The sequence below is a fragment of the Burkholderia lata genome (genome assembly GCF_000012945.1).
GTDB classification, from domain to species: Bacteria; Pseudomonadota; Gammaproteobacteria; order Burkholderiales; family Burkholderiaceae; genus Burkholderia; species Burkholderia lata.
In genome coordinates this window covers 1,683,280-1,708,847 of record NC_007510.1, presented here as the reverse complement: position 1 = coordinate 1,708,847, position 25,568 = coordinate 1,683,280, and the positions used below count along the sequence as shown (strand labels likewise).

Annotated in this window: 28 protein-coding genes and 2 tRNA genes; 10 read left to right on the top strand and 20 right to left on the bottom strand. The window is 64.8% G+C overall.

Annotated features, from left to right (window positions below; translation table 11 throughout):
* Positions 1 to 149: 149 nt before the first annotated feature.
* Positions 150 to 410, bottom strand: coding sequence for a hypothetical protein (locus BCEP18194_RS13705; protein WP_244272953.1), 261 nt, complete (start codon positions 408 to 410; stop codon positions 150 to 152).
* 461 nt (positions 411 to 871) lie between these two features.
* On the opposite strand from BCEP18194_RS13705, the gene BCEP18194_RS13700 reads away from it, so the two are divergent.
* Complete coding sequence (locus tag BCEP18194_RS13700; protein WP_011351868.1) at positions 872 to 1,336, top strand: plasmid fertility inhibition factor family protein; 465 nt, start codon at positions 872 to 874, stop codon at positions 1,334 to 1,336.
* A 75-nt stretch (positions 1,337 to 1,411) separates the two neighbouring features.
* On the opposite strand, the gene BCEP18194_RS13695 is transcribed toward BCEP18194_RS13700, so the two are convergent.
* Positions 1,412 to 1,927 (bottom strand): GNAT family N-acetyltransferase, encoded by a 516-nt coding sequence (locus tag BCEP18194_RS13695; protein WP_011351867.1) that lies wholly within the window; start codon positions 1,925 to 1,927, stop codon positions 1,412 to 1,414.
* A gap of 541 nt (positions 1,928 to 2,468) precedes the next feature.
* Between BCEP18194_RS13695 and BCEP18194_RS42060 the strand changes: the two genes are divergently transcribed.
* Positions 2,469 to 3,269 carry a VUT family protein gene (locus BCEP18194_RS42060; RefSeq protein ID WP_011351866.1) on the top strand — a complete coding sequence of 267 codons (801 nt, stop codon included), beginning with the start codon at positions 2,469 to 2,471 and terminating at the stop codon, positions 3,267 to 3,269.
* Between the two features lie 327 nt (positions 3,270 to 3,596).
* Here BCEP18194_RS42060 and BCEP18194_RS13685 read toward each other — a convergent pair whose 3' ends face one another.
* From BCEP18194_RS13685 to ssuD, 9 genes are all read right to left on the bottom strand, one after another.
* The gene (locus BCEP18194_RS13685) at positions 3,597 to 4,043 is read right to left on the bottom strand and encodes a hypothetical protein (RefSeq protein ID WP_157687168.1); all 447 of its coding nucleotides are present in this window, start codon (positions 4,041 to 4,043) and stop codon (positions 3,597 to 3,599) included.
* 643 nt (positions 4,044 to 4,686) lie between these two features.
* Positions 4,687 to 4,762 (bottom strand) — tRNA-His (locus BCEP18194_RS13680).
* A gap of 57 nt (positions 4,763 to 4,819) precedes the next feature.
* Positions 4,820 to 5,806 (bottom strand): tRNA dihydrouridine(20/20a) synthase DusA, encoded by a 987-nt coding sequence (gene dusA, locus BCEP18194_RS13675; RefSeq protein ID WP_041492821.1) that lies wholly within the window; start codon positions 5,804 to 5,806, stop codon positions 4,820 to 4,822.
* A gap of 130 nt (positions 5,807 to 5,936) precedes the next feature.
* Positions 5,937 to 6,182: a hypothetical protein gene (locus BCEP18194_RS13670; RefSeq protein WP_011351864.1), complete on the bottom strand. Its 246-nt coding sequence runs from the start codon at positions 6,180 to 6,182 to the stop codon at positions 5,937 to 5,939.
* A gap of 55 nt (positions 6,183 to 6,237) precedes the next feature.
* Positions 6,238 to 6,435 (bottom strand): hypothetical protein, encoded by a 198-nt coding sequence (locus BCEP18194_RS13665; RefSeq protein WP_011351863.1) that lies wholly within the window; start codon positions 6,433 to 6,435, stop codon positions 6,238 to 6,240.
* Between the two features lie 142 nt (positions 6,436 to 6,577).
* On the bottom strand, positions 6,578 to 6,793 hold the full coding sequence (locus BCEP18194_RS13660) for a TOBE domain-containing protein (protein WP_011351862.1): 216 nt from the start codon (positions 6,791 to 6,793) through the stop codon (positions 6,578 to 6,580).
* A 57-nt stretch (positions 6,794 to 6,850) separates the two neighbouring features.
* Positions 6,851 to 7,810 carry an ATP-binding cassette domain-containing protein gene (locus tag BCEP18194_RS13655; protein WP_011351861.1) on the bottom strand — a complete coding sequence of 320 codons (960 nt, stop codon included), beginning with the start codon at positions 7,808 to 7,810 and terminating at the stop codon, positions 6,851 to 6,853.
* Positions 7,807 to 8,619, bottom strand: coding sequence for an aliphatic sulfonate ABC transporter permease SsuC (gene ssuC, locus BCEP18194_RS13650; protein WP_011351860.1), 813 nt, complete (start codon positions 8,617 to 8,619; stop codon positions 7,807 to 7,809). Before ssuC ends, BCEP18194_RS13655 begins: the two co-directional genes overlap by 4 nt.
* Positions 8,620 to 8,636: 17 nt before the next feature.
* Positions 8,637 to 9,794 (bottom strand): FMNH2-dependent alkanesulfonate monooxygenase, encoded by a 1,158-nt coding sequence (gene ssuD, locus BCEP18194_RS13645; RefSeq protein ID WP_011351859.1) that lies wholly within the window; start codon positions 9,792 to 9,794, stop codon positions 8,637 to 8,639.
* Positions 9,795 to 10,135: 341 nt separating this feature from the next.
* Between ssuD and BCEP18194_RS13640 the strand changes: the two genes are divergently transcribed.
* Complete coding sequence (locus BCEP18194_RS13640) at positions 10,136 to 10,564, top strand: hypothetical protein (protein ID WP_006484223.1); 429 nt, start codon at positions 10,136 to 10,138, stop codon at positions 10,562 to 10,564.
* A gap of 119 nt (positions 10,565 to 10,683) precedes the next feature.
* On the opposite strand, the gene BCEP18194_RS13635 is transcribed toward BCEP18194_RS13640, so the two are convergent.
* Genes BCEP18194_RS13635 through BCEP18194_RS13625 form a run of 3 tightly spaced genes read right to left on the bottom strand, consistent with a single transcriptional unit; the run spans position 10,684 to position 12,709 of the window.
* Entirely contained in the window at positions 10,684 to 11,838 is a 1,155-nt protein-coding gene (locus BCEP18194_RS13635) for an enoyl-CoA hydratase/isomerase family protein (protein ID WP_041492820.1), read from the bottom strand.
* 31 nt (positions 11,839 to 11,869) lie between these two features.
* Complete coding sequence (locus BCEP18194_RS13630) at positions 11,870 to 12,202, bottom strand: DMT family transporter (RefSeq protein ID WP_374101787.1); 333 nt, start codon at positions 12,200 to 12,202, stop codon at positions 11,870 to 11,872.
* Positions 12,203 to 12,211: 9 nt separating this feature from the next.
* The gene (locus tag BCEP18194_RS13625; RefSeq protein ID WP_011351856.1) at positions 12,212 to 12,709 is read right to left on the bottom strand and encodes a heme-degrading domain-containing protein; all 498 of its coding nucleotides are present in this window, start codon (positions 12,707 to 12,709) and stop codon (positions 12,212 to 12,214) included.
* A gap of 197 nt (positions 12,710 to 12,906) precedes the next feature.
* Here BCEP18194_RS13625 and BCEP18194_RS13620 point away from each other — a divergent pair.
* From BCEP18194_RS13620 to BCEP18194_RS13590, 7 genes are all read left to right on the top strand, one after another.
* Positions 12,907 to 12,983, top strand: a tRNA-Met gene (locus BCEP18194_RS13620).
* A gap of 170 nt (positions 12,984 to 13,153) precedes the next feature.
* Positions 13,154 to 13,699 carry an NUDIX hydrolase gene (locus BCEP18194_RS13615; protein ID WP_011351855.1) on the top strand — a complete coding sequence of 182 codons (546 nt, stop codon included), beginning with the start codon at positions 13,154 to 13,156 and terminating at the stop codon, positions 13,697 to 13,699.
* Positions 13,700 to 13,710: 11 nt separating this feature from the next.
* Complete coding sequence (gene aat, locus BCEP18194_RS13610; RefSeq protein WP_011351854.1) at positions 13,711 to 14,475, top strand: leucyl/phenylalanyl-tRNA--protein transferase; 765 nt, start codon at positions 13,711 to 13,713, stop codon at positions 14,473 to 14,475.
* 33 nt (positions 14,476 to 14,508) lie between these two features.
* Positions 14,509 to 15,339, top strand: coding sequence for an arginyltransferase (locus BCEP18194_RS13605; protein ID WP_011351853.1), 831 nt, complete (start codon positions 14,509 to 14,511; stop codon positions 15,337 to 15,339).
* Between the two features lie 98 nt (positions 15,340 to 15,437).
* Positions 15,438 to 16,475 carry a quinone-dependent dihydroorotate dehydrogenase gene (locus BCEP18194_RS13600; protein WP_041492819.1) on the top strand — a complete coding sequence of 346 codons (1,038 nt, stop codon included), beginning with the start codon at positions 15,438 to 15,440 and terminating at the stop codon, positions 16,473 to 16,475.
* Positions 16,476 to 16,575: 100 nt separating this feature from the next.
* Positions 16,576 to 17,370: a cystine ABC transporter substrate-binding protein gene (locus BCEP18194_RS13595; RefSeq protein ID WP_011351851.1), complete on the top strand. Its 795-nt coding sequence runs from the start codon at positions 16,576 to 16,578 to the stop codon at positions 17,368 to 17,370.
* Between the two features lie 122 nt (positions 17,371 to 17,492).
* A complete protein-coding gene (locus BCEP18194_RS13590) occupies positions 17,493 to 18,185 on the top strand; it encodes an amino acid ABC transporter permease (RefSeq protein WP_006484207.1) in 693 nt (230 codons plus the stop codon).
* Between the two features lie 52 nt (positions 18,186 to 18,237).
* Here the strand turns inward: BCEP18194_RS13590 and BCEP18194_RS13585 are convergent, their stop codons facing one another.
* The 6 genes from BCEP18194_RS13585 to rnr form a co-directional block, all read right to left on the bottom strand.
* On the bottom strand, positions 18,238 to 19,224 hold the full coding sequence (locus BCEP18194_RS13585) for a Gfo/Idh/MocA family protein (protein WP_011351850.1): 987 nt from the start codon (positions 19,222 to 19,224) through the stop codon (positions 18,238 to 18,240).
* Positions 19,225 to 19,325: 101 nt separating this feature from the next.
* Positions 19,326 to 20,042 (bottom strand): FadR/GntR family transcriptional regulator, encoded by a 717-nt coding sequence (locus BCEP18194_RS13580; protein ID WP_011351849.1) that lies wholly within the window; start codon positions 20,040 to 20,042, stop codon positions 19,326 to 19,328.
* A gap of 279 nt (positions 20,043 to 20,321) precedes the next feature.
* The gene (rpiA, locus tag BCEP18194_RS13575) at positions 20,322 to 21,017 is read right to left on the bottom strand and encodes a ribose-5-phosphate isomerase RpiA (protein ID WP_011351848.1); all 696 of its coding nucleotides are present in this window, start codon (positions 21,015 to 21,017) and stop codon (positions 20,322 to 20,324) included.
* 92 nt (positions 21,018 to 21,109) lie between these two features.
* Positions 21,110 to 21,982 carry an N-acetylmuramoyl-L-alanine amidase gene (locus BCEP18194_RS13570; protein ID WP_011351847.1) on the bottom strand — a complete coding sequence of 291 codons (873 nt, stop codon included), beginning with the start codon at positions 21,980 to 21,982 and terminating at the stop codon, positions 21,110 to 21,112.
* 97 nt (positions 21,983 to 22,079) lie between these two features.
* The gene (gene rlmB / locus BCEP18194_RS13565) at positions 22,080 to 22,823 is read right to left on the bottom strand and encodes a 23S rRNA (guanosine(2251)-2'-O)-methyltransferase RlmB (RefSeq protein ID WP_011351846.1); all 744 of its coding nucleotides are present in this window, start codon (positions 22,821 to 22,823) and stop codon (positions 22,080 to 22,082) included.
* A gap of 148 nt (positions 22,824 to 22,971) precedes the next feature.
* The gene (rnr, locus tag BCEP18194_RS13560; protein WP_011351845.1) at positions 22,972 to 25,458 is read right to left on the bottom strand and encodes a ribonuclease R; all 2,487 of its coding nucleotides are present in this window, start codon (positions 25,456 to 25,458) and stop codon (positions 22,972 to 22,974) included.
* Between the last annotated feature and the right edge of the window lie 110 nt (positions 25,459 to 25,568).

The following is a 25,568-nucleotide window of genomic DNA, read 5'->3' as shown; positions in this document are numbered from 1 at the left end:
GGTAAGTCGCAGGTGTTGTCAAAGCAGGTTTATTCTATTTTTCCGATCGACACGATTCGGGCTTCATTTTTCTGCACCGTTTTTTCCAAGCCGCGTTTGGCGAACACAGGAATTCGCGTCGTGACAACCGGGTTTCGTCATCGTGACGGTCAGCTGAACAGCCATTCCGCAACCATCTCGATCCAGTCGAGATCGCTGGCGATATCGATGACTGTTTCGCCGACGATTTCGGCAGTCGATGTGGTTGATGCGCCCGTCGCCACGGCCCCGGCAGCAACCGCATTCACCTTCGCCATTTCGACCGACGCGCCCGATCTCGGATCGGCCAGCCGCTCCAGCCAATCGACGATGTTGGCACGCGCATCCTCTTCATCGACGAAATCATGCCGCTCGAGAAAGCGGTCGAACACGATCCACGCAAGCGTCTTGCTTCGCGAATCGGATTCGAGATGCCAGTCGACAACGCCTGTCCGACCGGACTCTCGGATTTCGAGCATCGCGGTGAAACAGTAATCGAGGTACTCGATCTCAAGTTTCGAGGACATCGTTTTCTCCGGTCAATCTGACCTCTCTGTTCTCATGGTGAGCCGCACGCACCGGGTTTCGAGACACCATGTGAATCTTCGATGAAATTCGCGCGGTGCGTCATATCCGCTGGCAGTATCGCGATATTCTCGTGACCTGTCGATATCGATCGCCGACACATGACCGCATCCGATTTACCTACCCTTCCCCTCTCCGCCTTTGCTCGCGGTTCAGGTTGTGCCGCGAATCGCTCCGCTTTCCTATTCCGGGTATTGCCCTGCTTCGCCACCACAATCGCGCTGCTAAACTGGAATCAATAAGGTCGCTTGCAACACCAGAGGAAACAATGGCACTCGCCCACGCACAGGAGAATGGCGTAGAAGTCTGGGTTATCCAGCTTCCCGGGCACGCCCCCTATGCCTATACGCATCTCAAGCGGGTATTCTCGTCAGACGATACGCGACACCGAGTCGTGACGATCGACCTGACGAAACTGCTGGCATGCGCCGACCGAGACACGACGGACTACGTATTGCCGTCCGTTCTGTACTGGGCCCCTGGAAAGGCCGCGGGCATTCGCGAATTTCTCGATCCTGAACAGGACCGGATTCCGGACATGCCGTACATCACGTTTCGCGAGACAAGAACACGAACGCTGCTCGGTATCCCCGGCCTGTCGAAAGTCGGCGTTGCGTCGTTCCGCAACGGCCAGCATCGCGCGCGCTATCTTGCCTACGCAGGCGCAACGACCCTGCCCGTCGAGGTGCACGAGACGGAAGCCGATCTGCTCGTGCGGTACTGCGGCGAGTAACGACGGAATACGTTCGACTTTTGCCCGGCGAGGGCCGCACCTCATGCGGCTGCTCGCGCGAATATCGCCAGGCCGCTACGCCCGTATCGCGTAGATCCGGTCGGTGACCTCCGTCTGGCCGATGCGGCTTGTTTCGATACCCGCCAGTTGCCAACTGTTGTGCTCATAGAAGCCGATCGCGCGTTCGTTGTCCGCCAGCACCCTCAGGTGGACCGTGTCCACGCCGAGCGTGCGCGCCCAGGCGCGAACGGCTTCGATCATGCGCTTGCCCGTGCCGCTTCCGCGATACGAAGGATGGACATGCAGGCAGTCGAGCAGCACGCCAAGCGCCGGATCGACGGGGCGCTCGGCGCTGACGAAGCCCACGGGCTCGCCGTCCGCCTCGGCGATCAGCACGAGGCCCCACTCTTTTTCATTGCGATCGAGATATTGCCGCCACCGGATCGCGTGTTCTGCCGGCACCTCGTCGGACAAGTAGGCCGCCGGCAGGATGTGGCTGTATGCGGTTTGCCAGCTCAGCGTGTGCAGGCGAGCGATGTGGTTTGCGTCCTGCGCTGTCGCGGCACGCAGCGTGGCCCGGGTTTCCGGCATCGGTGGTCACTCCTTCGGCGTGTTCTGTTGATCGGACGTCTCGCCGCAAAATATACCGCGCGTTGTGGCATGCAACCCTCGACGTCGCCGTGCTCGAACGATACCGTGTCGGCCTGACCCGGGACGACGGAAGATGGTCTTTGGGGAAATCAAACGATGCGACGTCTCTTCGGAACGATCGGATATGCGATCGCGAGCATCGTCGGCGTGATCGCGTGGGCCACGCCTGTGTGTCGCGTTCGATCGGTTCGCGCCGCGGGCCGGCTCCTGAACTCGTTGCCAGCGCAACGGGATGCAGGCAAAAAAAATCCCGACACCGTCATTGGTCGTCGGGATCGAACGGCCCTGCAAAGCATGCGGGCACGAGGAAGTCGATACATTACACCAATGTAAGACTGTTGCGCGTTGTCGATTCACGCCAAGTCCCTGTTCCATTCCGCCATTCATGCGCCAACGAGCGACCATAAACGAAAAAAGCCTGCTCACGCGGAACGCGAGCAGGCAAGAAAACGGATCAGCATTCGAGGCACGAGGGCTGTCCATGGAAGATAACGGCACGGGGCGCGCTAACCTTAGTGCGGAAAGAAAACTTCGCAACGTCACGCCGTCTGGATACAGCCATACAATCTCGCATCGAAGATCCGTTGATGAAAACCGGCGACGCAGTGACGATATCCTGTCGCTCCCGACTCTGGCCGTCCGCCAATCGCGCGCAGTTCCACCCGGTTTGCTCGTCGCGAAGCGCCAGTCCGTTCAATCAGCCATGTATGGCAAACTTCGGCTCCGAATCGACGCAGCGCGCACTCTTTACCGCAGGGAAATCATGTACGTCTTGATCTATATCGCAGCAGTCGCTGTCGCGAATCTGATGGTCGCTCATTTCGGACCGGCTGCCACACCGATCATCGCGTTCTTTCTGATCGGACTCGATCTCGCGATTCGCGACCGGCTCCACCTGGACTGGCGCGGCCGCGCGCTTTGGTCACGGATGTTTGCGTTGATCGCGGCGGCCGGCGTCGTCAGTTACGCGCTCAATCCCGCCGCCAAGGAAATCGCCCTCGCGTCTCTCGTAGCGTTCGGTTCGGCAGCCCTGGCAAGTGCAATCGTGTTTCAACTCGCACGTCGCTTTCCGATACTGGCGCGCGCAAACGGCGCGAACGTCGCGGGTGCGGCTGTCGACTCCATCGTCTTTCCGCTTATTGCGTTCGGTGCAGTGTTTCCGACGATCGCCGCGTTGCAGTTCGTCGCAAAGGTGGCTGGCGGTGCTTTGTGGTCGTGGGTGGTATTTAGAAACACCCGGACGGTTCAGGCGGGAATCGCGAGCAATGTGAGTGATCATTGAGGACGGGTTTGCTTTTCCGCGGCTTCACTTCGTTCATCTACTCGCCTATCCGAACGCCAAAAGAGCACAATGCCCGATCTGCAGCGCAGTGAACCGGATAAGCACAGCGCCGAACGGGAAACAACAAATAGGAAGGACGGCGAACACGGCCCCGAGTCAACGCCATCGAAGCCTCGATTGGCCGTACTCAAAGATGGCCGAGGGCCATCGGTCCAGACATAGGCGACGACGCTTTAATGGATGAAGGTCGATACGCACGGCGCTTCAGCGCCTGAGGCACCTGCTCGCGGCGCGCGATGTGTTGCGGGGAGGGTGAGGTATCAGAGCCTATCGTGCGAGAAGCCCGGCCAAGCGTCTCGCACGCAGTGCCGCAAGGGCTTCGAACAGATAGACGATCGCCACAACGTTGCAAGCAATAATGGCAAAGTCACCAAAATCCACTGGATGCATGTGGTAACCGACTCGGTGGTTATCCATGATTTTCAGCACCGAATCAATGGCCGACGGCAAGCTGGCGGCGCTCCCGCAGATCAACAGAACGATGACTCCCGCAACATGCTTGATGCGTGCCTTCTGAGGCAAAACGCACGTTGTGAGAAGCAAGCCAATGCTGCCTGCATTAGACAAAAGGAAAAAACACGCTGTGGGCCAATCCACGCCTGAATCCAGCAAAGAGAAGATAAACACAAACCACGACAGTATCTGCAACGGCATCGCCGGAGCGACTCCAGCGAGCACGTAAAACGACGCCCTCACCACCCTGAAAGTCGCCATAGCCATAACCTTGTGCCTTGAATGTGTTTGCCGTTCCATTGCCCTGGATCACATCCCTATTCTTTCAGCGCATGGATTGTCCGAAAAGACTCGAATTCTAAACGTGCGGAACCCGTCAATTCCCGACGGACGCTGTGCCACCATCTGCGCGCATTATTCCAGCGCCGTCAGTCGATGGCCGCGCCGTCACCGCCTCTCGCTGCAGCTATGCTGCCATCGTTGAGTACATAAAACGGAACTGAAAAGTTGATCGGCTGCTCCTCTCGGCGCATTGGAACGGCTGCGCTCGTTCACGCAGATTCCTGACGCTGCAACCTGAGGTACGGCACGCACCGAGAAGATGAGCGTGTTTCGATGCCACTTCGAATACCTGTTTGAAGCTGCTCGAAATACGCGACGCCGCCGAGACGACGTACGGTATGGCCACGCGCGACAGCAATATGCCGCGCCGGCATGACACCGACCCTGTGCGCGATTCAACCCGAGCACAATATCGTGACGGTTCAGACAACGTACGCGAAGTGAATGGATGGCGAGCAGAACGCTCTGGAGATGGCGAGACTCGAATCGACGTTATTGTCCCCGAGTTGTCCCGCGCAAAGCAAAACAGGCGCCTAAGCGCCTGTTTTGTTAATGCATTCTTTGGGGTGGCTGATGGGACTCGAACCCACGACGACAGGAATCACAATCCTGGACTCTACCAACTGAGCTACAGCCACCACTGTTACTGCTTTTTGTTCTTCGCTGCTTTTGTGTTTCAGCAGCGAAGAACAAGATTATACGAACACTTTTGAATCTTGCAAAGCTTTTTTTGCAAAAACTTCTTCGGCCTCGTTCAGATGCGCGCGCGCCTCGTCGAACACGGCCAGATCGGCACGCGCAAGCTTCTTGTTGTCGGACAGCACACGACGCCAACCGCGTGCGCCGGGCATGCCGCGATACAGCCCGAGCGCGTGCCGCACGATCGCGCCGAGGTAGGTCCCGCGCTTCAGTTCGGCCGCGCAGTATTCGATCAGCTTTGCCTCGGCCTCTTCGCGCGTCGGCACCGCTTCGGTCGATCCGTAGAAGCGCGCATCAACCTCCGCGAGCACGTACGGGTTGTGATACGCCTCGCGGCCGAGCATCACGCCGTCGACATGCTCGAGATGCTGCGCAACCTCGTCGAGCGTCGTGATGCCACCGTTGATGACGATCTCGAGCGACGGAAAATCGCGCTTCAACTGATACGCATAGTCGTACTTGAGCGGCGGGATCTCGCGATTCTCCTTCGGCGACAGCCCCTTCAGGATCGCATTGCGCGCATGCACGACGAACGTTTCGCAGCCAGCCTCGGCCACCGTGCCGACGAAGTCGCGCACGAATGCGTAGTCTTCGACCGCGTCGACCCCGATCCGGTGCTTGACCGTGACCGGCACCGACACCGCGTCGCGCATCGCCTTCACGCAGTCGGCGACGAGCGACGGCTCGTTCATCAGGCACGCGCCGAACGCGCCGCGCTGCACGCGCTCCGACGGGCATCCGCAATTCAGGTTGATTTCGTCGTAGCCCCACTGCTCGCCGAGCTTCGCCGCGCGCGCGAGATCGTCGCGCTCGCTGCCGCCTAGTTGAAGCGCGACCGGCGATTCGTTCGGCGTGAACGCGAGATGCCGCTGGGCATCGCCGAACAGCAGCGCGCCCGTCGTGATCATCTCCGTATACAGCCACGTGTCGCGCGTCAGCGTACGGTGGAACGACCGGCAATGGCGATCGGTCCAGTCGAGCATGGGCGCGACGGATACGCGGCGGGGAGGAAGCGAAGACGGTACGGACATGGATTTCGGGCAACAGGCCAGACGGCACGGAAACAACCCGGCATTTTACCGCAACACGGGCCCTGCCTGCCCGACACGCGTGCTACCCCTCGCCCAGCTCCGCATCGACCGCCCGCCGCGCCTCGTCGAGCACGCGCTCGATCACGCGTCGTTCGGTCAGCAGTATCCCGTCGACCTTGACGAGCCGCCAGTCGATCCGCACGGCATCGCCCTGCAGCACGCGGTAATGCGCATGCTCGCCGTCCCAGACCTGCTCGGTCTTCACCTCGATCTCGAAACCGCGATACGGCTCGCTGAAATCGCCGAGGTCGCTGCCTCTCGGTTCCATCGCACGCTCCGTGGCGACGCAGCGCCAGGCCGCCCACGCGGCCGGCGCCGGGCGCTCAATCGTATTCGTCGGATAAAAAGGATTTGCCATCGGCCGTCAGGTCGACCCGGTCGGCCGCTGCCTGGTAGATCAGCCCCTCGTTCAGCAACGCGTAGACGACGTCGCCGAACGCAGCGGGAACCGGCCGGCTTTCACCGAACTGGTCGATCCATTTCAGCGCCTCGATGGCTTCGGGGGAAAGGATGGGGGTCATGCGTTGGCCTCCAGCATCGGTGTCGCTCCATCCTAGCACTTCGCCCGGACGTCGAATACCAAGGCAAACGCGCTGCGCAAATGCCGGGCGGCGCCAACGGGCAGGTTGCCCGCGGCGCCGCGTCGGTGCAGGACACGCGGGCTCAGAGGCGCGCGATCGATACTTCGGTCGATTTCACGAGCGCGACGACTTCCGCGCCCACCTTCAGTTCGAGTTCGTCAACCGAACGGGTCGTGATCACCGACGTGACGATGCCGAACGGCGTCTCGACGTCGACCTCGGAGACCACCGATCCGCGAATGATCTCCTTGACCTTGCCCTTGAACTGGTTACGTACGTTGATTGCGATGATGCTCATCAGGTTGATCGCTCCGAAGAAAAAGATCTCAGAACGGGCGGCCGCTGCCGCCCGGATTTAAACGGCCCAGCGGATCTGCCCGACCGGTCGAACGTTGTCTGCCTCATGGGGTGCGCCGTGGTCGGACACACCGGGCCCGCCGGCGAGCACGCGTTTCAGCACGCGATCCTCCAGCGCCGCAAATGCCGCCGATGCACGGGCGCGCGGCCGGTCGAGCGGCACCGGCTGATCCAGCGCCACTCGTCCCTGCTCGATAAGCAGGATGCGGTCGCCGAGCGCGACGGCCTCCTGCACATCGTGCGTGACGAGGAGCGCGGTGAACCGGTGCTCACGCCACAACCGCTCGATCAGCGCATGCATCTCGATGCGGGTCAGCGCGTCGAGCGCGCCGAGCGGCTCGTCGAGCAACAGCAGTTGGGGCCGGTGCACGAGCGCGCGGGCCAGTGCGACACGCTGCCGCTGGCCGCCCGACAGTTGCGCGGGCCAGTCGTTCGCACGCTCCAGCAGGCCGACTTCATCGAGCACCGCGCGTGCCTGGTCGCGCGCGCCGCGCCCGAGGCCCAGCATCACGTTCTGCAGCACGGTCTTCCACGGCAGCAGGCGCGCATCCTGGTACATGATCCGCGTATCCAGTTCGCCACCACCTTCGCCGCGCGTCTCGAGCGCGCCGCTGCTCGGCTGCTCGAGCCCGGCAACGAGGCGCAGCAGGGTCGATTTCCCGCAGCCGCTACGGCCGACGATCGCGACGAAGCTGCCGCGCGCGATGCCGAGCTCGACGTTGTCGAGCACCGTGCGTGCGCCGAAGCGCTTGCTGACGCCCGACAGTGTCACTGCATCGTCGGATACCGGGCTGCCTGGCCGTCGCCGCGCGAGCGGAACGACGGATGCACTGCCGTCACGTTCAAGGACCGCCGCGTCCCGCGCGTCGCCGTCCGCGACACGCGCCTGCGCCAGTTCGGCCTCGAGGTCTGCGCCGGCGAGCAGGCCGTAGGCGGCCGCCGAAGTCGTCGCATTCATGCCTTTGCTCCTGATTGATAAGCGGGGTGCCAGCGCAGCGTCACGCGCTCGAGCCATTTCGCCAGCACGTCGGCCAGCTTGCCGAGCACCGCGTACAGCAGGATGCCGACCACCACCACGTCGGTTTGCAGGAATTCACGTGCGTTCATCGTCATGTAGCCGATGCCCGATTGCGCGGAGATCGTTTCCGCGACGATCAGCATCACCCACATCAGCCCGAGCGCAAAGCGCACGCCGACAAGGATCGACGGCAACGCACCGGGCAGGATCACGTCGCGGTACAGCGCAAAGCCGCGCACGCCATAGCTCTTCGCCATCTCGATCAGGTTCGCGTCGACCGAGCGGATCCCGTGATACGTGTTGATGTAGACCGGGAAGAACACCCCGAGCGCAACGAGGAACAGCTTCGCCTTCTCGTCGATGCCGAACCACAGGATCACCAGCGGAATCATCGCGAGCGCCGGGATGTTGCGGATCATCTGGATCGTCGAATCGAGCGCGACCTCGGCTGCCTTCGACAAGCCGGTCGCGAGCCCCAGCGCGAGACCGACGCCACCGCCGATCGCGAACCCGAACAGCGCACGCCAGGTGCTGACCTTCACGTTCGCCCACATTTCACCCGACGTCACGAGCGACCAGGCCGCTCGCACGACCGCCACGGGTTCGGGCAGCACGCGGGTCGACAGCCAGCCGATGCGCGCACCGACTTCCCATGCCACCAGCAGCGCAAGCGGCACGAGCCACGGTGCGACGCCGCGCCATGCGCGGGCGGCCACGGCCGCGCCCGTCGTCGACGTTTTCGTTGTCATCGCAGGCCTCCTGTTGCTCAGCTCTGGGCCGCTTTCGGCAGATAGCTGTTGCCGACGATCTCGCCGAACGGGCCCGACAGCGGGCCGGTCGCCTTCGCCGCGCCGTTGCCCTTGATCAGCGGGAACACGAGTTCCGCGAACCGGTACGACTCTTCCAGGTGCGGATAGCCGGACAAGATGAAGGTCTCGATACCGAGATCCGCATACTCGCGCATGCGCTCCGCGACCTGCTCCGGATTGCCGACGAGCGCGGTGCCCGCGCCGCCGCGCACGAGACCGACGCCTGCCCACAGGTTCGGATACACCTCGAGCGCCTCGCGGCCGCCGCGCTTGCCGCCGTGCAGCGCGGCCATCCGGCGCTGGCCTTCCGAATCCATGTTCGCGAACGCCTTCTGCGCACGTGCGATGGTTTCGTCGTCGAGGCGGCTGATCAGGCGCTCGGCGTCGCGCCATGCTTCATCTTCGGTCTCGCGCACGATCACGTGCAGACGAATACCGAACTTGATCTTGCGGCCCCGTGCCTCCGCGCGGGCGCGAATATCGGCGATCTTCTTTGCAACGGCAGCGGGCGGCTCGCCCCAGGTCAGGTAGGTGTCGATGTGATCGGCCGCGATCTCATGCGCAGCCGGCGACGAACCGCCGAACCACAGCGGCGGATGCGGACGCTGCACGGGCGGATAAAGCGCCTTGCCGCCCTTCGACTGCAAGTGCTTGCCGATGTAGTCGAACCCGCCGTTGTCGTGCGACGCGGACAGCAGCCCGCGCCAGATGTTCAGGAAGTCGTCGGTAATTTCATAGCGCGTGTCGTGATCCGCGAACAGGCCGTCACCTTCGAGCTCGGCGGCATCGCCGCCCGTCACGACGTTGATCAGCAGGCGGCCACCCGACAGGCGGTCGAACGTCGCGGCCATCCGCGCCGACAGCCCCGGCGATGCGATGCCGGGACGGATCGCGACCAGGAACTTCAGGCGCTGCGTCGCCGGGATCAGGCTCGATGCAACGACCCACGCATCCTCGCAGGAACGGCCCGTCGGCAGCAGCACACCCTCGTAGCCGAGCGTATCGGCCGCCACCGCGACCTGCTTGAAGTAATCGTAATCCGCGGCGCGCGCACCTTCGGCCGTACCGAGATAGCGGCTGTCGCCGTGCGTGGGGATAAACCAGAACACATTCATCTGCTGCTCCTGCTTGACTGTCCTTGCCGGAATTTGGAAAAAACACCGCCCTGCTCGCGTCGCGAATGAGCGGCGCATGCATGGTGTGCGTTCGAATCGGGATGGCTCGCCGGTCAGGCCGTGCAGCGGGCGAGGACGCGATTGCACGGCTGTTTCTGGGAAATCAGTCTAGGGATCGGTGCAGGGCTTTGGAACGATTTTTTTGAGCTTAGGTTTTCCGCTTTCGTGATTAGCACGACGCTGGAGCGAATATCGCGGCGGGCGGGCCCTATAATGACGCACCTATCCGAATAACTCCGCGCGGACGGCCCCGGCCGTGCGCGCCTGCGGTGCACTCATCGATGCAGAAAGTCATCCTGCCATTCCTGTCCGGCTTCCTGGCCGCCCTGTTCTTCCGCGAAGCTACGCTCGCACTCCTTCATACGGCCGACCTGATCGCCGCAACCGGCTTCTCCACGCAGCCGTTCGCGCCGCTCGGCATTCCTGAATTTGTCGCGAATGCGCTGATCAGCGCGTGCTGCGCGATCCCGATGGCGTGGCTGCTGCGCGTCTCGCCGGAACGCGAAGCCTCGTGGATCGGCGCGCTGGTGTTCGGCGGCATCGTGCTGACGGCCGCCCGCGTATTCGCGATCGATCCGCTGCGCGGCATCTGGCCGTCGGGCAACATGATGCCCGTGCTTGCGGCCGGCTTCGCGGCGAACGCGGTGTGGGGCTTCGGCGCGCTCGTGTTCATGCGTGCGTTCATGTCGGACGACGCAGGCGACGAGTAACGCGGGCGCAAGCGCCACGCTCGTCGCCCCCAAACCGGTCGACATCCATGAAAAAGGCCGCCTGCATGTGCAGGCGGCCTTTTCGTTTCCAGCTCGCGCTTCGGTCAGTCCGACCGGCGTCAGTCCTGCAGATTCCGCAGCGGATGCGTGTCCGGCGCCCACGGGCTGTCGAACATCGCGAGCACGTCCGCGCGATCGATATCGGCGGACGACTTGAAGCGCCAGACCGGCTGGTGGTCCTTGTCGACGATCAGCGCGCGCACGCCTTCGATCACGTCGCCGCGCGCGAACGTCGAGCGCGTGAGATCGAGATCGCGCCGCAGGCAGTCGGCCATCGTTGCGCCGCGTGCGCGTTCGACGACTTCCAGCGACACGGCCATCGACAACGGCGACAACTGTTCGCGCATCGCATGGGTCGCCTTCTCGATCCATCCGTCGACGGCCGCGCAATCCTGGTCGGCGTCGAGCGACGCGAGGATCGCGCCGATGTCCGGCTGCGCGAAATGCCGGTCGATCCCGGTACGCGCGTCGGCCAGCGCCGACGTGTCGGGGGTCGGCACGACCTTGTGCGCGGCGGCTGCCTCGGCCACGCACGCAACGGCCTGCTCGCCGCTGTCGATACGCGCGCTGCGCAGCGTATCGAGCAGCGCCGGCAGTGCGGCATCGGGCAGATAGACGTCGGCGAGCTGCGCGTACAGCGCGCCGGCCGCGTCGAGCGTCGCGCCGGTCACCGCGAGATAGCGGCCGATCGCACCCGGCGTGCGCGCGAGGAACCAGCTCATCCCGACGTCCGGGAACAGGCCGATACGCGTTTCCGGCATCGCCATCTTCGTCGAGTCGGTCACGACACGCAGGCCGCCCGTATGCCGCGCCGCCTGCGAAATCCCCATGCCACCGCCCATCACGACGCCGTGCATCAGCGCGATATAGGGCTTCGGATACGCGAAGATCGTGTGGTTGAGCGTGTATTCCTCGATGAAGAACGTGTCGACCGCATCGCGGTCGCCGCGCTGCCACGCATCGTGGAAGAAGCGCACGTCGCCGCCCGCGCAGAACGCGCGCGGATGCGGGCTGTGCACGACGACCGCGACGACCTCGGGATCGTCGCGCCACGCGTCGAGCGCCTGCTGCATCAGCCGGATCATGCCGACCGACAGCGCGTTCAGCGCCTTCGGCCGGTTCAGTTCGAGAAAGCCGATGCGGTTCGCGACATACGCGCGTACATCGGGCTGAGTGGATTCGGCGGAAACGGCAGCGGAAGTGGAATCGGTCATGAGGGTCATCCGGCAAATGGCAGTCGCACGCTCAGTGCGCCTGCATCTTCGAAAACAGGTTCAACACCACGACGCCGGCGACGATCAGGCCGAGGCCGATCACGGCCGGCAGGTCCGGCACCTGGCGATAGAGCAGCATCGCGACGAGTGTGATCAGCACGATGCCCGCGCCCGACCAGACTGCATAGATGATGCCGACGGGCATCGTGCGCAACGTGAGCGACAGGCAGTAGAACGCGATGCCGTAGCCGGCGACGACCAGCAACGACGGCCAGAGGCGCGTGAAACCGTCCGCCGCGCGCAGCGCCGACGTACCGATCACTTCCGCGACGATCGCGATCGCGAGCCATGCGTAACCGGGCAGTTGCATCGCTCAGCTCCTGGCGAGGGCCAGCACGGCGTAGTCGTGGCCGAGCTCGGCACACAACGCCTCGACGACGAATTCGTGGTCCGCGCGCTGCGGCAGCCCCGACGCCGTGATCGAGCCGATTACGCCGGCACCGGCGACGGTCAGCGGGAACGAGCCGCCATGCGGCGAATATTCGGCGATCGGCAGCCCGTGCTTGTCGGCAAGCGTCGCGCCCGCCTGCTGCATGCGCAGGCCGATCGCGTACGAGCTGCGGCGGAAATGCGCGACGACGTTGCGCTTGCGGCGCACCCAGTCGGCATTGTCCGGCGTGGCTCCTGCGAGCGCCGCGTAGAACAGCGGCTGGCCGAACGTGACGATGTCGATTGCGATCGCATGGCCGCGCGACGTCGCGAGCGCGTGCATCCGGTTGCCGAGCGCCCACGCGCGGGCCGGGTCGAAATGGGGAAATACAAGCGCCTGTTCCTGCGCGCCGATCGATTGCAGATCGTGAGCGATGTCCATGAATCCGTCGATACAGTAATGAGAGTCGCAACAGCGCCGAAGCGATCGCGCACGGCCCCGCTGCCGAATAAACGAAACAAACCGCTCGATTCTAGCGCACGCACCCGCGGTACCGGCCCCACAAGCAACGACAAGAAATTGTCAGAAAACGCTTGCACGCATGCGGGTTACTCCTTATAATTCATTTCTTCGACGGACGCGGGGTGGAGCAGTCTGGCAGCTCGTCGGGCTCATAACCCGAAGGTCGTAGGTTCAAATCCTACCCCCGCAACCAACGTCCAGAATTACGCAAATTACGCAAAAAGCCCGGCCCTGTGCCGGGCTTTTTGTTTTTCCGTCGCACTCCCCGCCCCGCTTCGCGCGACACGCGGCCTGCACGCGCAGGCGTTCAAGAATGCCGCGCCCCGGTGATACACTCGCATCACCTCGTCCCTTCCACTCGACATGAAATTCTGCTCCGTCTGCGGTCACGAAGTCATCGCGCGCATTCCTCCGGGCGACAACCGCGAGCGCTTCGTCTGCGATCACTGCGGCACGATCCACTATCAGAATCCGCGCAACGTCGTCGGCACGGTCCCGGTCTGGGGCGATCAGATCCTGCTGTGCCGCCGCGCGATCGAACCGCGCTACGGGTTCTGGACGCTGCCTGCGGGCTTCATGGAAATGGGCGAGACGACGGCTGAAGCTGCCGCACGCGAAACGCTCGAGGAAGCCGGCGCGCGCGTCGAGGTGCAGAACCTGTTCACGCTGCTCAACGTGCCGCACGTGCACCAGGTCCACCTGTTCTACCTCGCGCGGCTCACCGATCCGGCGTTCGAAGCCGGCGAGGAAAGCCTCGAAGTGAAGCTGTTCGACGAAGCCGACATCCCGTGGGACGAGATCGCGTTCCCGACCGTCAGCCAGACCCTGCGATTCTTCTTCGCCGATCGCGCCGCGGGCGACTACGGCGTGCACACCGGCGATATCTTCCGCTCGCTGCGCAACGGCTGAGCCCCCGCCCCATGGTCCCCTGGCTCGGCCCGGACGATCCGTTTCCGCCCATCGAACGCGCGCTCGGTCCCGCGACCGGCGCGCCCGGGCTGCTCGCCGCGAGCGCCGACCTGCTGCCGTCGCGCCTCATCGACGCCTACCTGCGCGGCATCTTCCCGTGGTACTCGGACGGCCAGCCCGTGCTGTGGTGGAGCCCCGATCCGCGCATGATCCTCGTGCCGGCCGAATTCAAGGTGTCGCCTTCGCTGCGCAAGACACTGAAGCGCGTGCTGCGCGAGCCCGAATGGGAAGTGCGCGTCGACCACGACTTTCCGGGCGTGATGCGCGCCTGCGCGCAGGCGCCGCGCCGCGGGCAGCGCGGTACGTGGATCACGGCTGAAATCATCGACGCGTACACGTCGCTCTACCGCTCCGGCAACGCGCACAGCATCGAAACGTGGCACGACGGGCGGCGCGTCGGCGGCCTGTACGGCGTGTCGTTCGGGCGGATGTTTTTCGGCGAATCGATGTATGCGGACGCGACCGACGCATCGAAAATCGCGCTGGCCACGCTCGTCGCTCACCTTCGCGAGCAGGGGCTGGAAATGATAGACTGCCAGCAGAATACGTCGCATCTAGCGTCGCTCGGCGGCCGCGAGATCGCACGCAAGGCCTTTGTCGCTCACGTGCGCAGCGCGGTAGCCGAACCGCCGATTCCGTGGCAGTTCGACAAGCGCGTGCTCGCCGCGCTGACGGGCCGCGCCGAAGCGGCGGCCCCCTCCGGGATCGAGCGCTAGCGCGGCCCTCCCTCCCTGCAACGAGAGCTGCCCATGACTCACCCGACTGAGCTGCCGCTTTCACCGCTTTCGGCGCTGCAATTCTATGCAACGGCGCCCTATCCGTGCAGCTATCTGGACGGCCGCGTCGCGCGCTCGCAAGTCGCGACGCCGAGCCACCTGATCAATTCAGACATCTACACCGAACTCGTCAAGGCCGGCTTCCGGCGCTCGGGCGTCTTCACGTATCGTCCGTACTGCGACGGCTGCCGTGCCTGCGTGCCGGTACGCGTCCCCGTCGACGCATTCGCGCCGTCACGCACGCAGCGCCGGATGTGGAAACGGCACCGCACGCTCGTCGCGACGGTTTCGCCGCTGCACTACGACGAAGAGCACTACGCGCTCTATATGCGCTACCAGTCGGCGCGCCACGCGGGCGGCGGCATGGACCGCGACAGCCGCGACCAGTACGAGCAATTCCTGCTGCAGAGCCGGATCAACTCGCGCCTCGTCGAATTCCGCGACCTCGACGCCCCGGGCGGCGAACCCGGCAAGCTGCGCATGGTCAGCATGATCGACATCCTCGGCGACGGGCTATCGTCCGTGTACACGTTCTTCGAGCCCGACGACCAGCACACGAGCTACGGCACTTACAACATCCTGTGGCAGATCGAGCAGGCGAAGAGCCTCGGCCTGCCCTACGTGTACCTCGGCTACTGGATCCGCGAGAGCCCGAAGATGGCCTACAAGGCGAACTTCCACCCGCTCGAAGGGCTGATCGACGGCCGCTGGAAGATACTCGATCCGGAACGGATCGACTTGCCGCCCGTCGACGCGGCGCTGGCCCGTGCACCGTTGCCGGGCGGGCATTCCGGCTCGGGCTGACGCGCGCCGCGGGGATGACGAAGCGAAGCGCGCCCCTGCCGCCCAACTCCCGGTAAAATAGCGGGTTGTCATTCATTCCGGCTGTCCGCCCAATTCCCGTGTTCAGTTCCCTCTATCCGCTGGCCCGCGCATCCCTGTTCAAGATGGATGCGGAAGACGCTCACCACCTCACGCTGCGCGCGCTCGGCGCGGCCGGCCGTACGGGCCTTGCCTGCGCGCTGTCGGCCCGCGTGCCCGACGCGCCGCGCACCGTGATGGGGCTCACGTTCCGCAACCCGGTCGGCCTCGCGGCCGGCCTCGACAAGGACGGCGCGGCCATCGACGGCCTTGCGGCGCTCGGTTTCGGCTTCATCGAGGTCGGTACGGTCACGCCGCGCGCGCAGCCCGGCAACCCGCGCCCGCGGATGTTCCGCCTGCCGCAGGCCGAAGCGCTGATCAACCGGATGGGCTTCAACAACCACGGCGTCGACCAGTTCGTGAAGAACGTCCAGGCCGCCCGCTATCGCGGCATCCTCGGCCTGAACATCGGCAAGAACGCCGATACGCCGATCGAGCGCGCTGCCGAGGACTACCTGTACTGCCTCGAGCGCGTGTACCCGTTCGCGAGCTACGTGACGATCAACATCTCGTCGCCGAATACGAAGAACCTGCGCCAGCTGCAGGGCGCGGGCGAGCTCGACGCGCTGCTCGCGGCGCTGAAGGACAAGCAGCAGCGCCTCGCGGACCTGCACGGCAAGCTCGTGCCGCTCGCGCTGAAGATCGCGCCCGATCTCGACGACGAACAGGTCAAGGAAATCGGCGACACGCTGCTGCGCCACAAGATCGAGGCGGTCATCGCCACCAACACGACGCTGTCGCGCGCGGCCGTCCAGGGCCTGCCGCATGCGGACGAAGCCGGCGGCCTGTCCGGCCGCCCCGTGTTCGACGCGTCGAACGAGGTGATCCGCAAGCTGCACGCCGAAGTCGGCAGCGAAGTGCCGATCATCGGGGTCGGCGGCATTTTCTCGGGTGAGGATGCCCGGGCCAAGCTCGCGGCCGGCGCGGCGCTCGTGCAGCTCTATACGGGCTTCATCTATCGCGGCCCCGCGCTCGTCTCGGAATGCGTGAAGGCCATCGCTCGCGAACGCACCGCGTAATATAGGCATAAACAAACGGTATTTAGTGGTCGATTGCGTTTTTGCTATCATCGACCCCGTTATCAGAATCAATGACCCGGACAGGGCAAGGAAACACACGATGAAGATTGCGCTGCTGAAGAAGCTGCTGGTTGCCGGCCTGATCGGCACGTCGTTCGCTGCCGCCACCGCGCATGCGGCCGACCTCCTCGACCAGGTGAAACAACGCGGCACGCTGCGGGTCGGGCTCGAAGGCACGTTCCCGCCGTTCAACTCGAAGAACCCGCAAGGCGAACTCGTCGGCTTCGACGTCGACATCGCGAAGGCCGTGGCCGCCAAGCTCGGCGTGAAGGCCGAATTCGTGACGACCGAATGGAGCGGCATCATCGCGGGCCTGCAGGCAGGCAAGTTCGACGTGATCGCCAACCAGGTCGGCATCACCGACAAGCGCAAGGAAACGCTCGACTTCTCGCCGGCGTACACGTATTCGTCCGCGCAGCTGATCCAGCGCAACGACGACACGCGCCAGTTCAAGTCGCTTGAAGACCTGAAAGGCAAGAAGCTCGGCGTCGCGCTCGGCACGAACTACATGGACATGGCGAAGTCGGTGCCGGGCATCGACGTGAAGACGTACCCGGGCGCCCCCGAGTACCTGCGCGACCTCGCGGCCGGCCGTCTCGACGCGGCGCTCAACGACCGCCTGATGCTCGCGTACCTGACGAAGAATTCGCAGCTGCCGCTGCGCCCGGGCGCGAACGTCGGCTCGGCGAACCCGTCGGGCATCCCGTTCAAGAAGGGCAACCCGAAATTCCAGAAGGCAATCGACGACGCAATGGCGCAACTCGAAGCCGACGGCACCTTCACGAAGATTTCGGACAAGTGGTTCGGCATCGACGTGACGAAGCCGATCAAGTAAGCACGCCTGCATTTCCCGCCTGACGGCGGGCCGGAAAGGGCGGCATCCGTAACGATGCCGCCCTTTGTTTTATTCGTCCGGTTTATGATTGCGCTTTCGCGCACACATTCGATTCGTATTCCATGTCGACAACGTCCCTGCTCGTCCAATCGCTGCCGGTGCTCGCCCAGGGCGCCGTTCTGACCGTCAAGTTCGCCGTGCTGTCGATGGTGTTCGGCCTGCTTGGCGCCGTCGTGCTCGCGATGATGGGCATCCGGCAAAGCGAAGCACTCGACGGCTTCGAACGCATCTGGGTCAACGCGCTCGCGTGGCTGGCACGCGCGTACGTGAGCCTGATGCGCGGCACGCCGCTGCTCGTGCAGATCTTCGTCATCTATTACGGGCTGCCGAGCCTCGGCATCTCACTCGACCCGACGCCCGCCGGCGTCATCGCGCTGTCGGCGAACGTCGCCGCCTACATGTCGGAAAGCATGCGCGGCGCGATCAACGGGATCGCGCGCGGCCAATGGCTCGCCGCGTATAGCCTCGGGCTGTCGTGGGGGCAGACGCTGCGCTACGTGATCGGCCCGCAGGCGCTGCGCATCGCGGTGCCGAGCCTGTCGAACAGCCTGATCAGCCTGATCAAGGACACCTCGCTCGTGTCCGTGATCACCGTGACCGAACTGCTGCGCAGCGCGCAGGAAGTGATCGCGGCGACCTATCAGCCGCTGCCGCTCTATCTCGCCGCCGCGGCCGTGTACTGGATCCTGTGCCAGATCCTCGAATGGGTGCAGCGCTGGTACGAAAAGCGCCTGTCGCTGCCGTCGCGGCACTGAGCGCACGCCGTCCGCCGGGCCGCTCGCGCGCGCCCGGCACCCCGCTTCCCGCTTACTCCCCCGAATAACGCACGCCGAGCGCCGCTCGCGCGGCATCGGTCATCGCGATCATCTGCCGCGAATGGACGTGCGTCATGATCGGACTTTCGGTCTTGCCCGCGCGCAGCAGGTCGCAGAAATGCGCGGTCTCGTAGTTCAGCCCGCCACCGTCGACCGGCGCATCGAGTTCGACGGTGCGCCCGTCCGCATAGCGAATCGTCGCACGCGCGGGATTCCACCACTTCTCGTGAATCGTCACGTGGCCGCCGGCCGCGGCGATCAGCGCGTCGCCGCGCCCCATCACGTCGAGCCCGCAAAAGAGCTGCGCGATCCCGCCGTTCGCGTGCACGCTGTTCAGGCTGGCGAACAGGTCGACACCCGTAGCGCCGACGCGGCCGAGCGTCTGCACGTCGCGCGCTGCGCCGAGCCAGTCGACCGCGAGAAACGTCTCGTAGATCCCGATATCGAGCAGCGCGCCGCCCGCGCGATCGAGGCGATAGACGGAGTGGTCGTCCGGTACCGACGACGACGCGCACCCTGCCCGCACGAGCCGGATCTCGCCGATCGGATCGTCGTGCAGATGCGCGCGCAGCTGACGGTACAACGGAAAGAACGGCGGCTTCATCGCTTCCATGAAAAGCCGCCCGGCGTCGCGTGCCGCACGCAGCACGGTGTCGAGCTGCGCCGCGTTCAACGTCGCGGGCTTTTCGCACAGCACGGCCTTGCCGGCAGCAAGCGCGGCCAGCGTGTACTGCGCGTGACTGTCATGGAGCGTCGCGATGTAAACCGCGTCGATATCGCTCGCCAGGAGTGCTTCGAGACTCTCGGCAGGCGTACCGCCGTGCGTTCCGCAAAAGGCTGCCGCGGCATCGGTGCGGCGGGCCCAGGCACCGGCGAGCGTGGCGCCCGGCACGTGAGCGAGGCTTTGCGCGAAGCGGCGCGCAATGCTGCCTGCGCCGACGATGCCGAAGCGCACCGGGCGATGGTCGTTGTCGTTCATCCTGATCTTCCGTGTCGGTCGTATGACGGTGGCCGGCACGCTGCCGGCCGGTCGTCATGATAAACGGCCCGGCGGCACACGGATGAGCGACACGCGCAGCGTCAGGCGCGCATAGGCACGTCGACGGAGAAATCGCGCGAGATTTCGTCGGCGCTGAAATCGATCAGCGCGAGCGATGCGGCTTCGGCTTCGCGCGGATCGCGACGCTCGATCGCGTCGACCACACGCGCATGTGCCTTCACCACGATCTCGTGCGCACCTTCCTTCTGCACGACACGCGGATTCACGAGACGCACCGCACCGCGCACGATCGCCGCCATCTGCTGGAAAAACTGGTTGCCGCTCGCCTGAACGATGCGCGTGTGCAGCAACTCGTCCGCCGTGTCGTAGCCGGGGTCGCCCGGCTGCAGCACCTTGAACGCATCGAACGCTTCGCGGATGCCCGCGATGTCGGCAGCCGTTGCACGCACCGCCGCCTGCGCGGTTGCGCGCGGCTCGATCAGCATCCGGAATTCGATGACGTCGCGCATGAACTGCGGATCGGGTTTCGCCCGGAATCGCCAGCTCACCACGTCTTCGTCGATCATCCGCCAGTCGCGCATCGGCCGCACGCGCGTGCCGACTTTCGGTCGCACGTCGAGCATGTCGCGCGCAAGCAACATCGATAGCGCTTCCCGCATCACGGTGCGACTCACATCGAACTCTTTCGACAGCACGTCCTGCGGCGGCAAGATGCCGCCGTACTTGTCTTCGACGATACCCGAGACAAGCCCATCCATCACTTTGGCGACCAGTGACCGGTCTTTGCCCTGCTCCATGACACCTCCCCGTGCGTCGATTTGCGAACACCTGCTCCGCAGTTCCGCCGGCCCTGGTTACGACTGTTCTTATGATCTATAAGTTGATGAGTTCGAGGATATTTCGCTATCTGGTAAACACCTGACAGGGTTATCCCTCTTTTTGACGGGGTGATTTATACGGCTAAAAATAAGGCCCGGGAAGCGCATTGCGCCTACCGGGCCCCGATTTCCACAAGATTTAAACATTCAGTCCATTACGACATGTGACACGTCATTACGGACTGCTTGTCGTATCTTTCAATTAGCCGAATAAACGATCGTTTCAACGCCGTTTTCCGTGCCGAGCAAGCACAGATTCGCGCCGCGCTCGGCGAACAGGCCGACCGTCACGACGCCCGGCCATGCGTTCACCTGCGCTTCGAAACCACGCGGATCGGCGATCTGCAGCCCCTTCACGTCGATGATCTCGTTGCCGTTGTCGGTGATGTAGGGCGCACCGTCCTTCGTCACGCGCAGCACCGGCACGCCGCCGAGGGCGGTCACGCGCCGGCCGATCGCCGTGCGCGCCATCGGCACGACTTCGATCGGCAGCGGGAACGCGCCGAGCACCGGCACGCGCTTGCTGGCGTCCGCGATGCAGACGAACGTATCGGCCACCGACGCGACGATCTTCTCGCGCGTCAGCGCGCCGCCACCGCCCTTGATCATCGCGCCGCTCGCGTCGATCTCGTCGGCGCCGTCGACATACACCTGCAGCGAGTCGACCTCGTTCAGGTCGAACACCTTGATGCCGTGCGACTTCAGGCGTTCGGTCGTGGCGACGGAGCTCGATACGGCGCCGCGATAGCGGGCCTTGACGACGGCGAGCGCGTCGATGAAGCAGTTGGCAGTCGAGCCGGTGCCGACGCCGATCACGGCGCCTTCCGGCACGTTCTGGATCACGTAATCAGCGGCGGCCTGGCCGACGAGGCGTTTGAGTTCGTCTTGAGTCATGGAGTGGTAATGCTGCGGGATTGCGGAAAACCGCCAGTTTACCGGACTCGGATGACCGCCCCGCGTTTTTCGGGGTGCCGTGCGCTGTGGACTCAGGGCGCGCCCGCCTCGGGCGCGTTGTCCGCCGGTTGCGTGCCGGGGAAGTACTTGTCGAGCAACGCCTGCGCGATTGCGTCGGTTTCGGCGTCCGGGTTGCCCGCATAGCCGGACGGCCTGAAATGCATCTGGAAAGCCGCGAACACGCGTCGCGTGCGGGCGTCGAGCACGCCATCGGTGGCCAAGTCGTAACCGTAGCGCGCGAGCTTGAGCTGCAGTTCGCGCACGTCGACCGGCGCATGCGGATCACGACCGCCGAGCCGCGCGGTCACGGTCGCATCGTCCGGCCACGCGCCGACGCCGGCCTGGGCGAGCGCATGCCACGGAAACAGCGGCCCCGGATCGATCTTGCGTTGTGGCGCGATGTCGCTGTGTCCGACCACGCGCGTCGGCGGAATCCCGTAGCGCGCGACGATGTCCTTCGACAGCCGGGTCAGCGCCGCGACCTGTTCGGGCGGATAAGGCTGCCAGGTGCGGTTTTGCGGATCAAGCGGCCCGCGGTTCACGTTCTCGATGCCGATCGACACCGCGTTCAACTCGGTCGTGCCCTGCCACTCGCTGACGCCCGCGTGCCACGCGCGCTCCGATTCCGGAACGAGCTGGTAGACGACCGGCATCCCGCGCTCGATACGCGCCTGCGGCGGGATGACGTAGTGCACGCTGACCGAATCGCCCGTCAGCGTGCGCAGCGATTTCGCCTCGTCGCTTTCGGTGTAATGCATCACGAGAAAGCGGACCCGCGAATCGGCGCCGCGCGCGTGCAGGCTCGTGTCGGCGTAGTAGGTGCCGCGTTCGACGAGCGACGGCGACGTGCAGGCGGCCAGCAGGCACAGCACGGCGCAGGATGCACCAACGCGTAACAGGGTCATCGGTCGCGAGCTCCGGAGAGCCGCGTGCCACATCGGATCGCGGCACGCGTCGTTCGGGTCATTCGAGGCCCGCGCAGGGCGCGCGGGACGGGCTGTGTCAGCCCTTCACGCGCCGCTGGCGCACGGCTTCGTACAGGCACACGCCGCTTGCGACCGATACGTTCAGGCTTTCCACGCTGCCGGCCATCGGAATGCTCATCACTTCGTCGCAGGTGTCGCGCGTCAGCCGGCGCATGCCTTCGCCTTCCGCGCCCATCACGAGCGCGACGGGGCCGTCGAGCTTCGTTTCGTAGAGCGTTGCCGATGCCTCGTCCGACGTGCCGATGATCCACACGCCGGCCTCCTTCAGCTCGCGCAGCGCGCGGGCGAGGTTCGTCACCGTGATGTACGGCACCGTATCGGCCGCGCCGCTCGCGACCTTGGCCGCGGTGGCGTTGAGGCCGACCGCACGGTCGCGCGGCGCGATCACCGCGTGCGCGCCGGCCGAATCGGCGACACGCAGGCACGCGCCGAGGTTGTGCGGATCGGTGACGCCGTCGAGCACCAGCAGCAGCGCCGGGCCCTGGATGCCGTCGAGCAGCTCCGACAGGTTCTGTGCGAGCGGGATGTCCTCGACACGCGCGACGACGCCCTGGTGACGCTCGGTATGCGCGAGGCCCCACAGGCGCGTTTCGTCGGCCGCGATCAGCCGCACGCCCGCTTCCTTCGCGGTGTGCAGGAAGTCCTGCATCCGGCGGTCACGGCGCGTCTGGTCGTACAGCACCTCCGCAACCGTCGATGCATCGTGCCGCAAACGTGCGGTCACCGCATGAAAACCGTAAAGAACCTTCAGACGTGACATGACTGGAACAACCTTCGATCAAACGTGCGACCGCGCGACGCGCGCAGCCGCGATCCATGGAAAAGGAAAGCGCCGCGTTGCCGGCTGATGGCCGGTGACGCGGCGTCTCTCGATACTGCAGGGCGGTCGCTGGCGCCGCCCCGAACGCTCAATACTTCTTGCGGGCGCGTGTCTTCTTCGCGGTCGGCTTCGCCGCCGCACCGCCACCGCTGCCGCTGCCGCCCTTCTTCTTCGCGGCGGCACGCGCGGCGCGCGCTTCATTCACCGCGACGCTCGGCGCGCTTGCGGCCTTCTTGCGGCGCGGCGCGGGCTCCTCCGCCTGCGGCAGTGCGCGTACGCGCGGACCATTGCCGCGGTCGACACCGCCACCCGCGGAAGCCGGCACGGGCGACGGACGCGGCGCCTTCACCGGCGTATCGCGCACGAGCCGGAAATCGATCTTGCGTGCATCGAGATCGACGCGGCTCACCTGCACGCGCACGCGATCCGACAGGCGATAACGGATGCCCGTGCGTTCGCCACGCAGCTCGTTCTTGATCTCGTCGTACTGGAAGTAGTCCGAGCCGAGTTCCGTGACGTGCACGAGCCCTTCGATGAAGAGCGTGTCGAGCTGCACGAAGATGCCGAACGACGTGACGCCGTTCACCATCCCGCCGTACTCCTCGCCGAGCTTGTCGCGCATGAAGTAGCACTTGAGCCAGGCTTCGACGTCGCGCGATGCTTCATCCGCGCGGCGCTCGTTCGCCGAGCAGTGCAGGCCGAGTTCTTCCCAGATCGCCGTGTTCGAGCGCGAGCGGCCGCGCGATTCGTCGTCGGCCTGCTGCATCGCGCGGGCGCGCGGCGACAGCGCGGTGTTCAGCTCGAAACCGTCCGGCGCCTTCGGCGTGTACTTCTTGCCGGACAGGATCGCGTAGATCGCGCGGTGCGTGAGCAAGTCCGGATAACGGCGGATCGGGCTCGTGAAGTGCGCGTATGCCTCGTAGGCCAGGCCGAAGTGACCGATGTTGTCCGGGCTGTAGACGGCCTGCTGCATCGAGCGCAGCAACATCGGCTGCAGCATCTGCGCATCGGGCCGGTCGCGGATCTGCGCCATCAGCGCCGCGTAGTCGCTCGCATGCGGCTTGTCGCCGCCACCGAGCGAAAGGCCCATGCCGCGCAGGAACGCGCGCAGGTTCTCGAGCTTCTCCGGCGTCGGCCCCGCGTGCACGCGGTACAGGCCCGGATGCTTGTTGCGCTTCAGGAAATCGGCCGCGCAGACGTTCGCGGCCAGCATGCATTCCTCGATCAGCTTGTGCGCGTCGTTACGCTGGCGCGGCACGATCTGCTCGATCTTGCCCTGCGAGTTGCAGACGATGTAGGTCTCGGTCGTGTCGAAGTCGATCGCGCCGCGCTTCTGCCGCGCGGCGAACAGCGACTTGTAGACGCCGTACAGATCCTGCAGGTGCGGCAGAATATCCGCGCGGCGCGCCGCCTCCGGCCCCTTCGTGTTCGACAGCACGGCCGCGACTTCGGTGTACGTGAGGCGCGCAGCCGAATGGATGACGGCCGGATAAAACTGGTACGCCTTGATCTCGCCGCGCGCGGTGATCACCATGTCGCACGCGAGCACGCAGCGGTCGACCTGCGGATTCAGCGAGCACAGGCCGTTCGACAGCTTCTCCGGCAGCATCGGAATCACACGGCGCGGGAAGTAGACCGACGTGCTGCGCTCGAGCGCGTCGGCATCGAGCCCGCTGCCCGGCTGTACGTAGTGCGACACGTCGGCGATCGCGACGATCAGGCGGTAGCCGTCGCCGCGGCCGACCTTGACCGGCTCGCAGTAGACGGCGTCGTCGAAGTCGCGGGCGTCCTCGCCGTCGATCGTCACGAGCGGCACGTCGCGCAGGTCGACGCGGAAACGCAGGTCGGTCGGCCGCACCTTGTCGGGCAGCGCGGCGGCTTCGTCGAGCGCCGGCTGGCTGAATTCGTGCGGCACGCCGTACTTGCGCACCGCGATTTCGATTTCCATGCCCGGATCGTCGATGTCGCCGAGCACCTCGACGACACGGCCGAGCGGCTGCGAATGGCGGCTCGGGAAATCGGTCAGCTCGACAACGACGACCTGCCCGACCTTCGCCTTCTTCACGTTCTGCGTGATCAGGATGTCATGGCCGATGCGCTTGTCTTCCGGTGCGACGATCAGCGCGCCGTTCTCGTTGAGCAGGCGGCCGATCACGCGCTTGTTCGCGCGCTCGGTGACTTCGACGACGTGCCCTTCCGGGCGGCCGCGACGATCGTAGCCGACGATCCGTGCGAGCACGCGATCGTTGTGCATCACCTTCTGCATTTCGCCGTTCGGCAAAAACAGGTCGTCCTGGCCGTCGTCGCGGATCACGAACCCGTAGCCGTCGCGATGCCCCTGCACGCGCCCGGCGACGAAGTTCGACGGATGGGTCAACTGGTAATGGCCGCGCTTGTCGAGGCGGATCTGGCCGTCGCGTTCCATCGCGGCGACACGCCGGAAGAACCCCTCGCGCTCCTGACGCTTGATCGACAGTGCTTCGGCGATGTCGTTGGCGGCCAGCGGCGCGTCGCTCGTACGCAGCACGCCGAGAATTTCTTCACGGCTCGGAATGGGGTACGGATATTTGCTCAAGGGTTTGTCGATGGTTGTTCTCGTTGCGTTGATTGATGGTGCACGGCATCAACATAGAGGTGTCCTTCAGACAGTTCTATATTGACGGCGGCGGGTCATTCTATCACCCG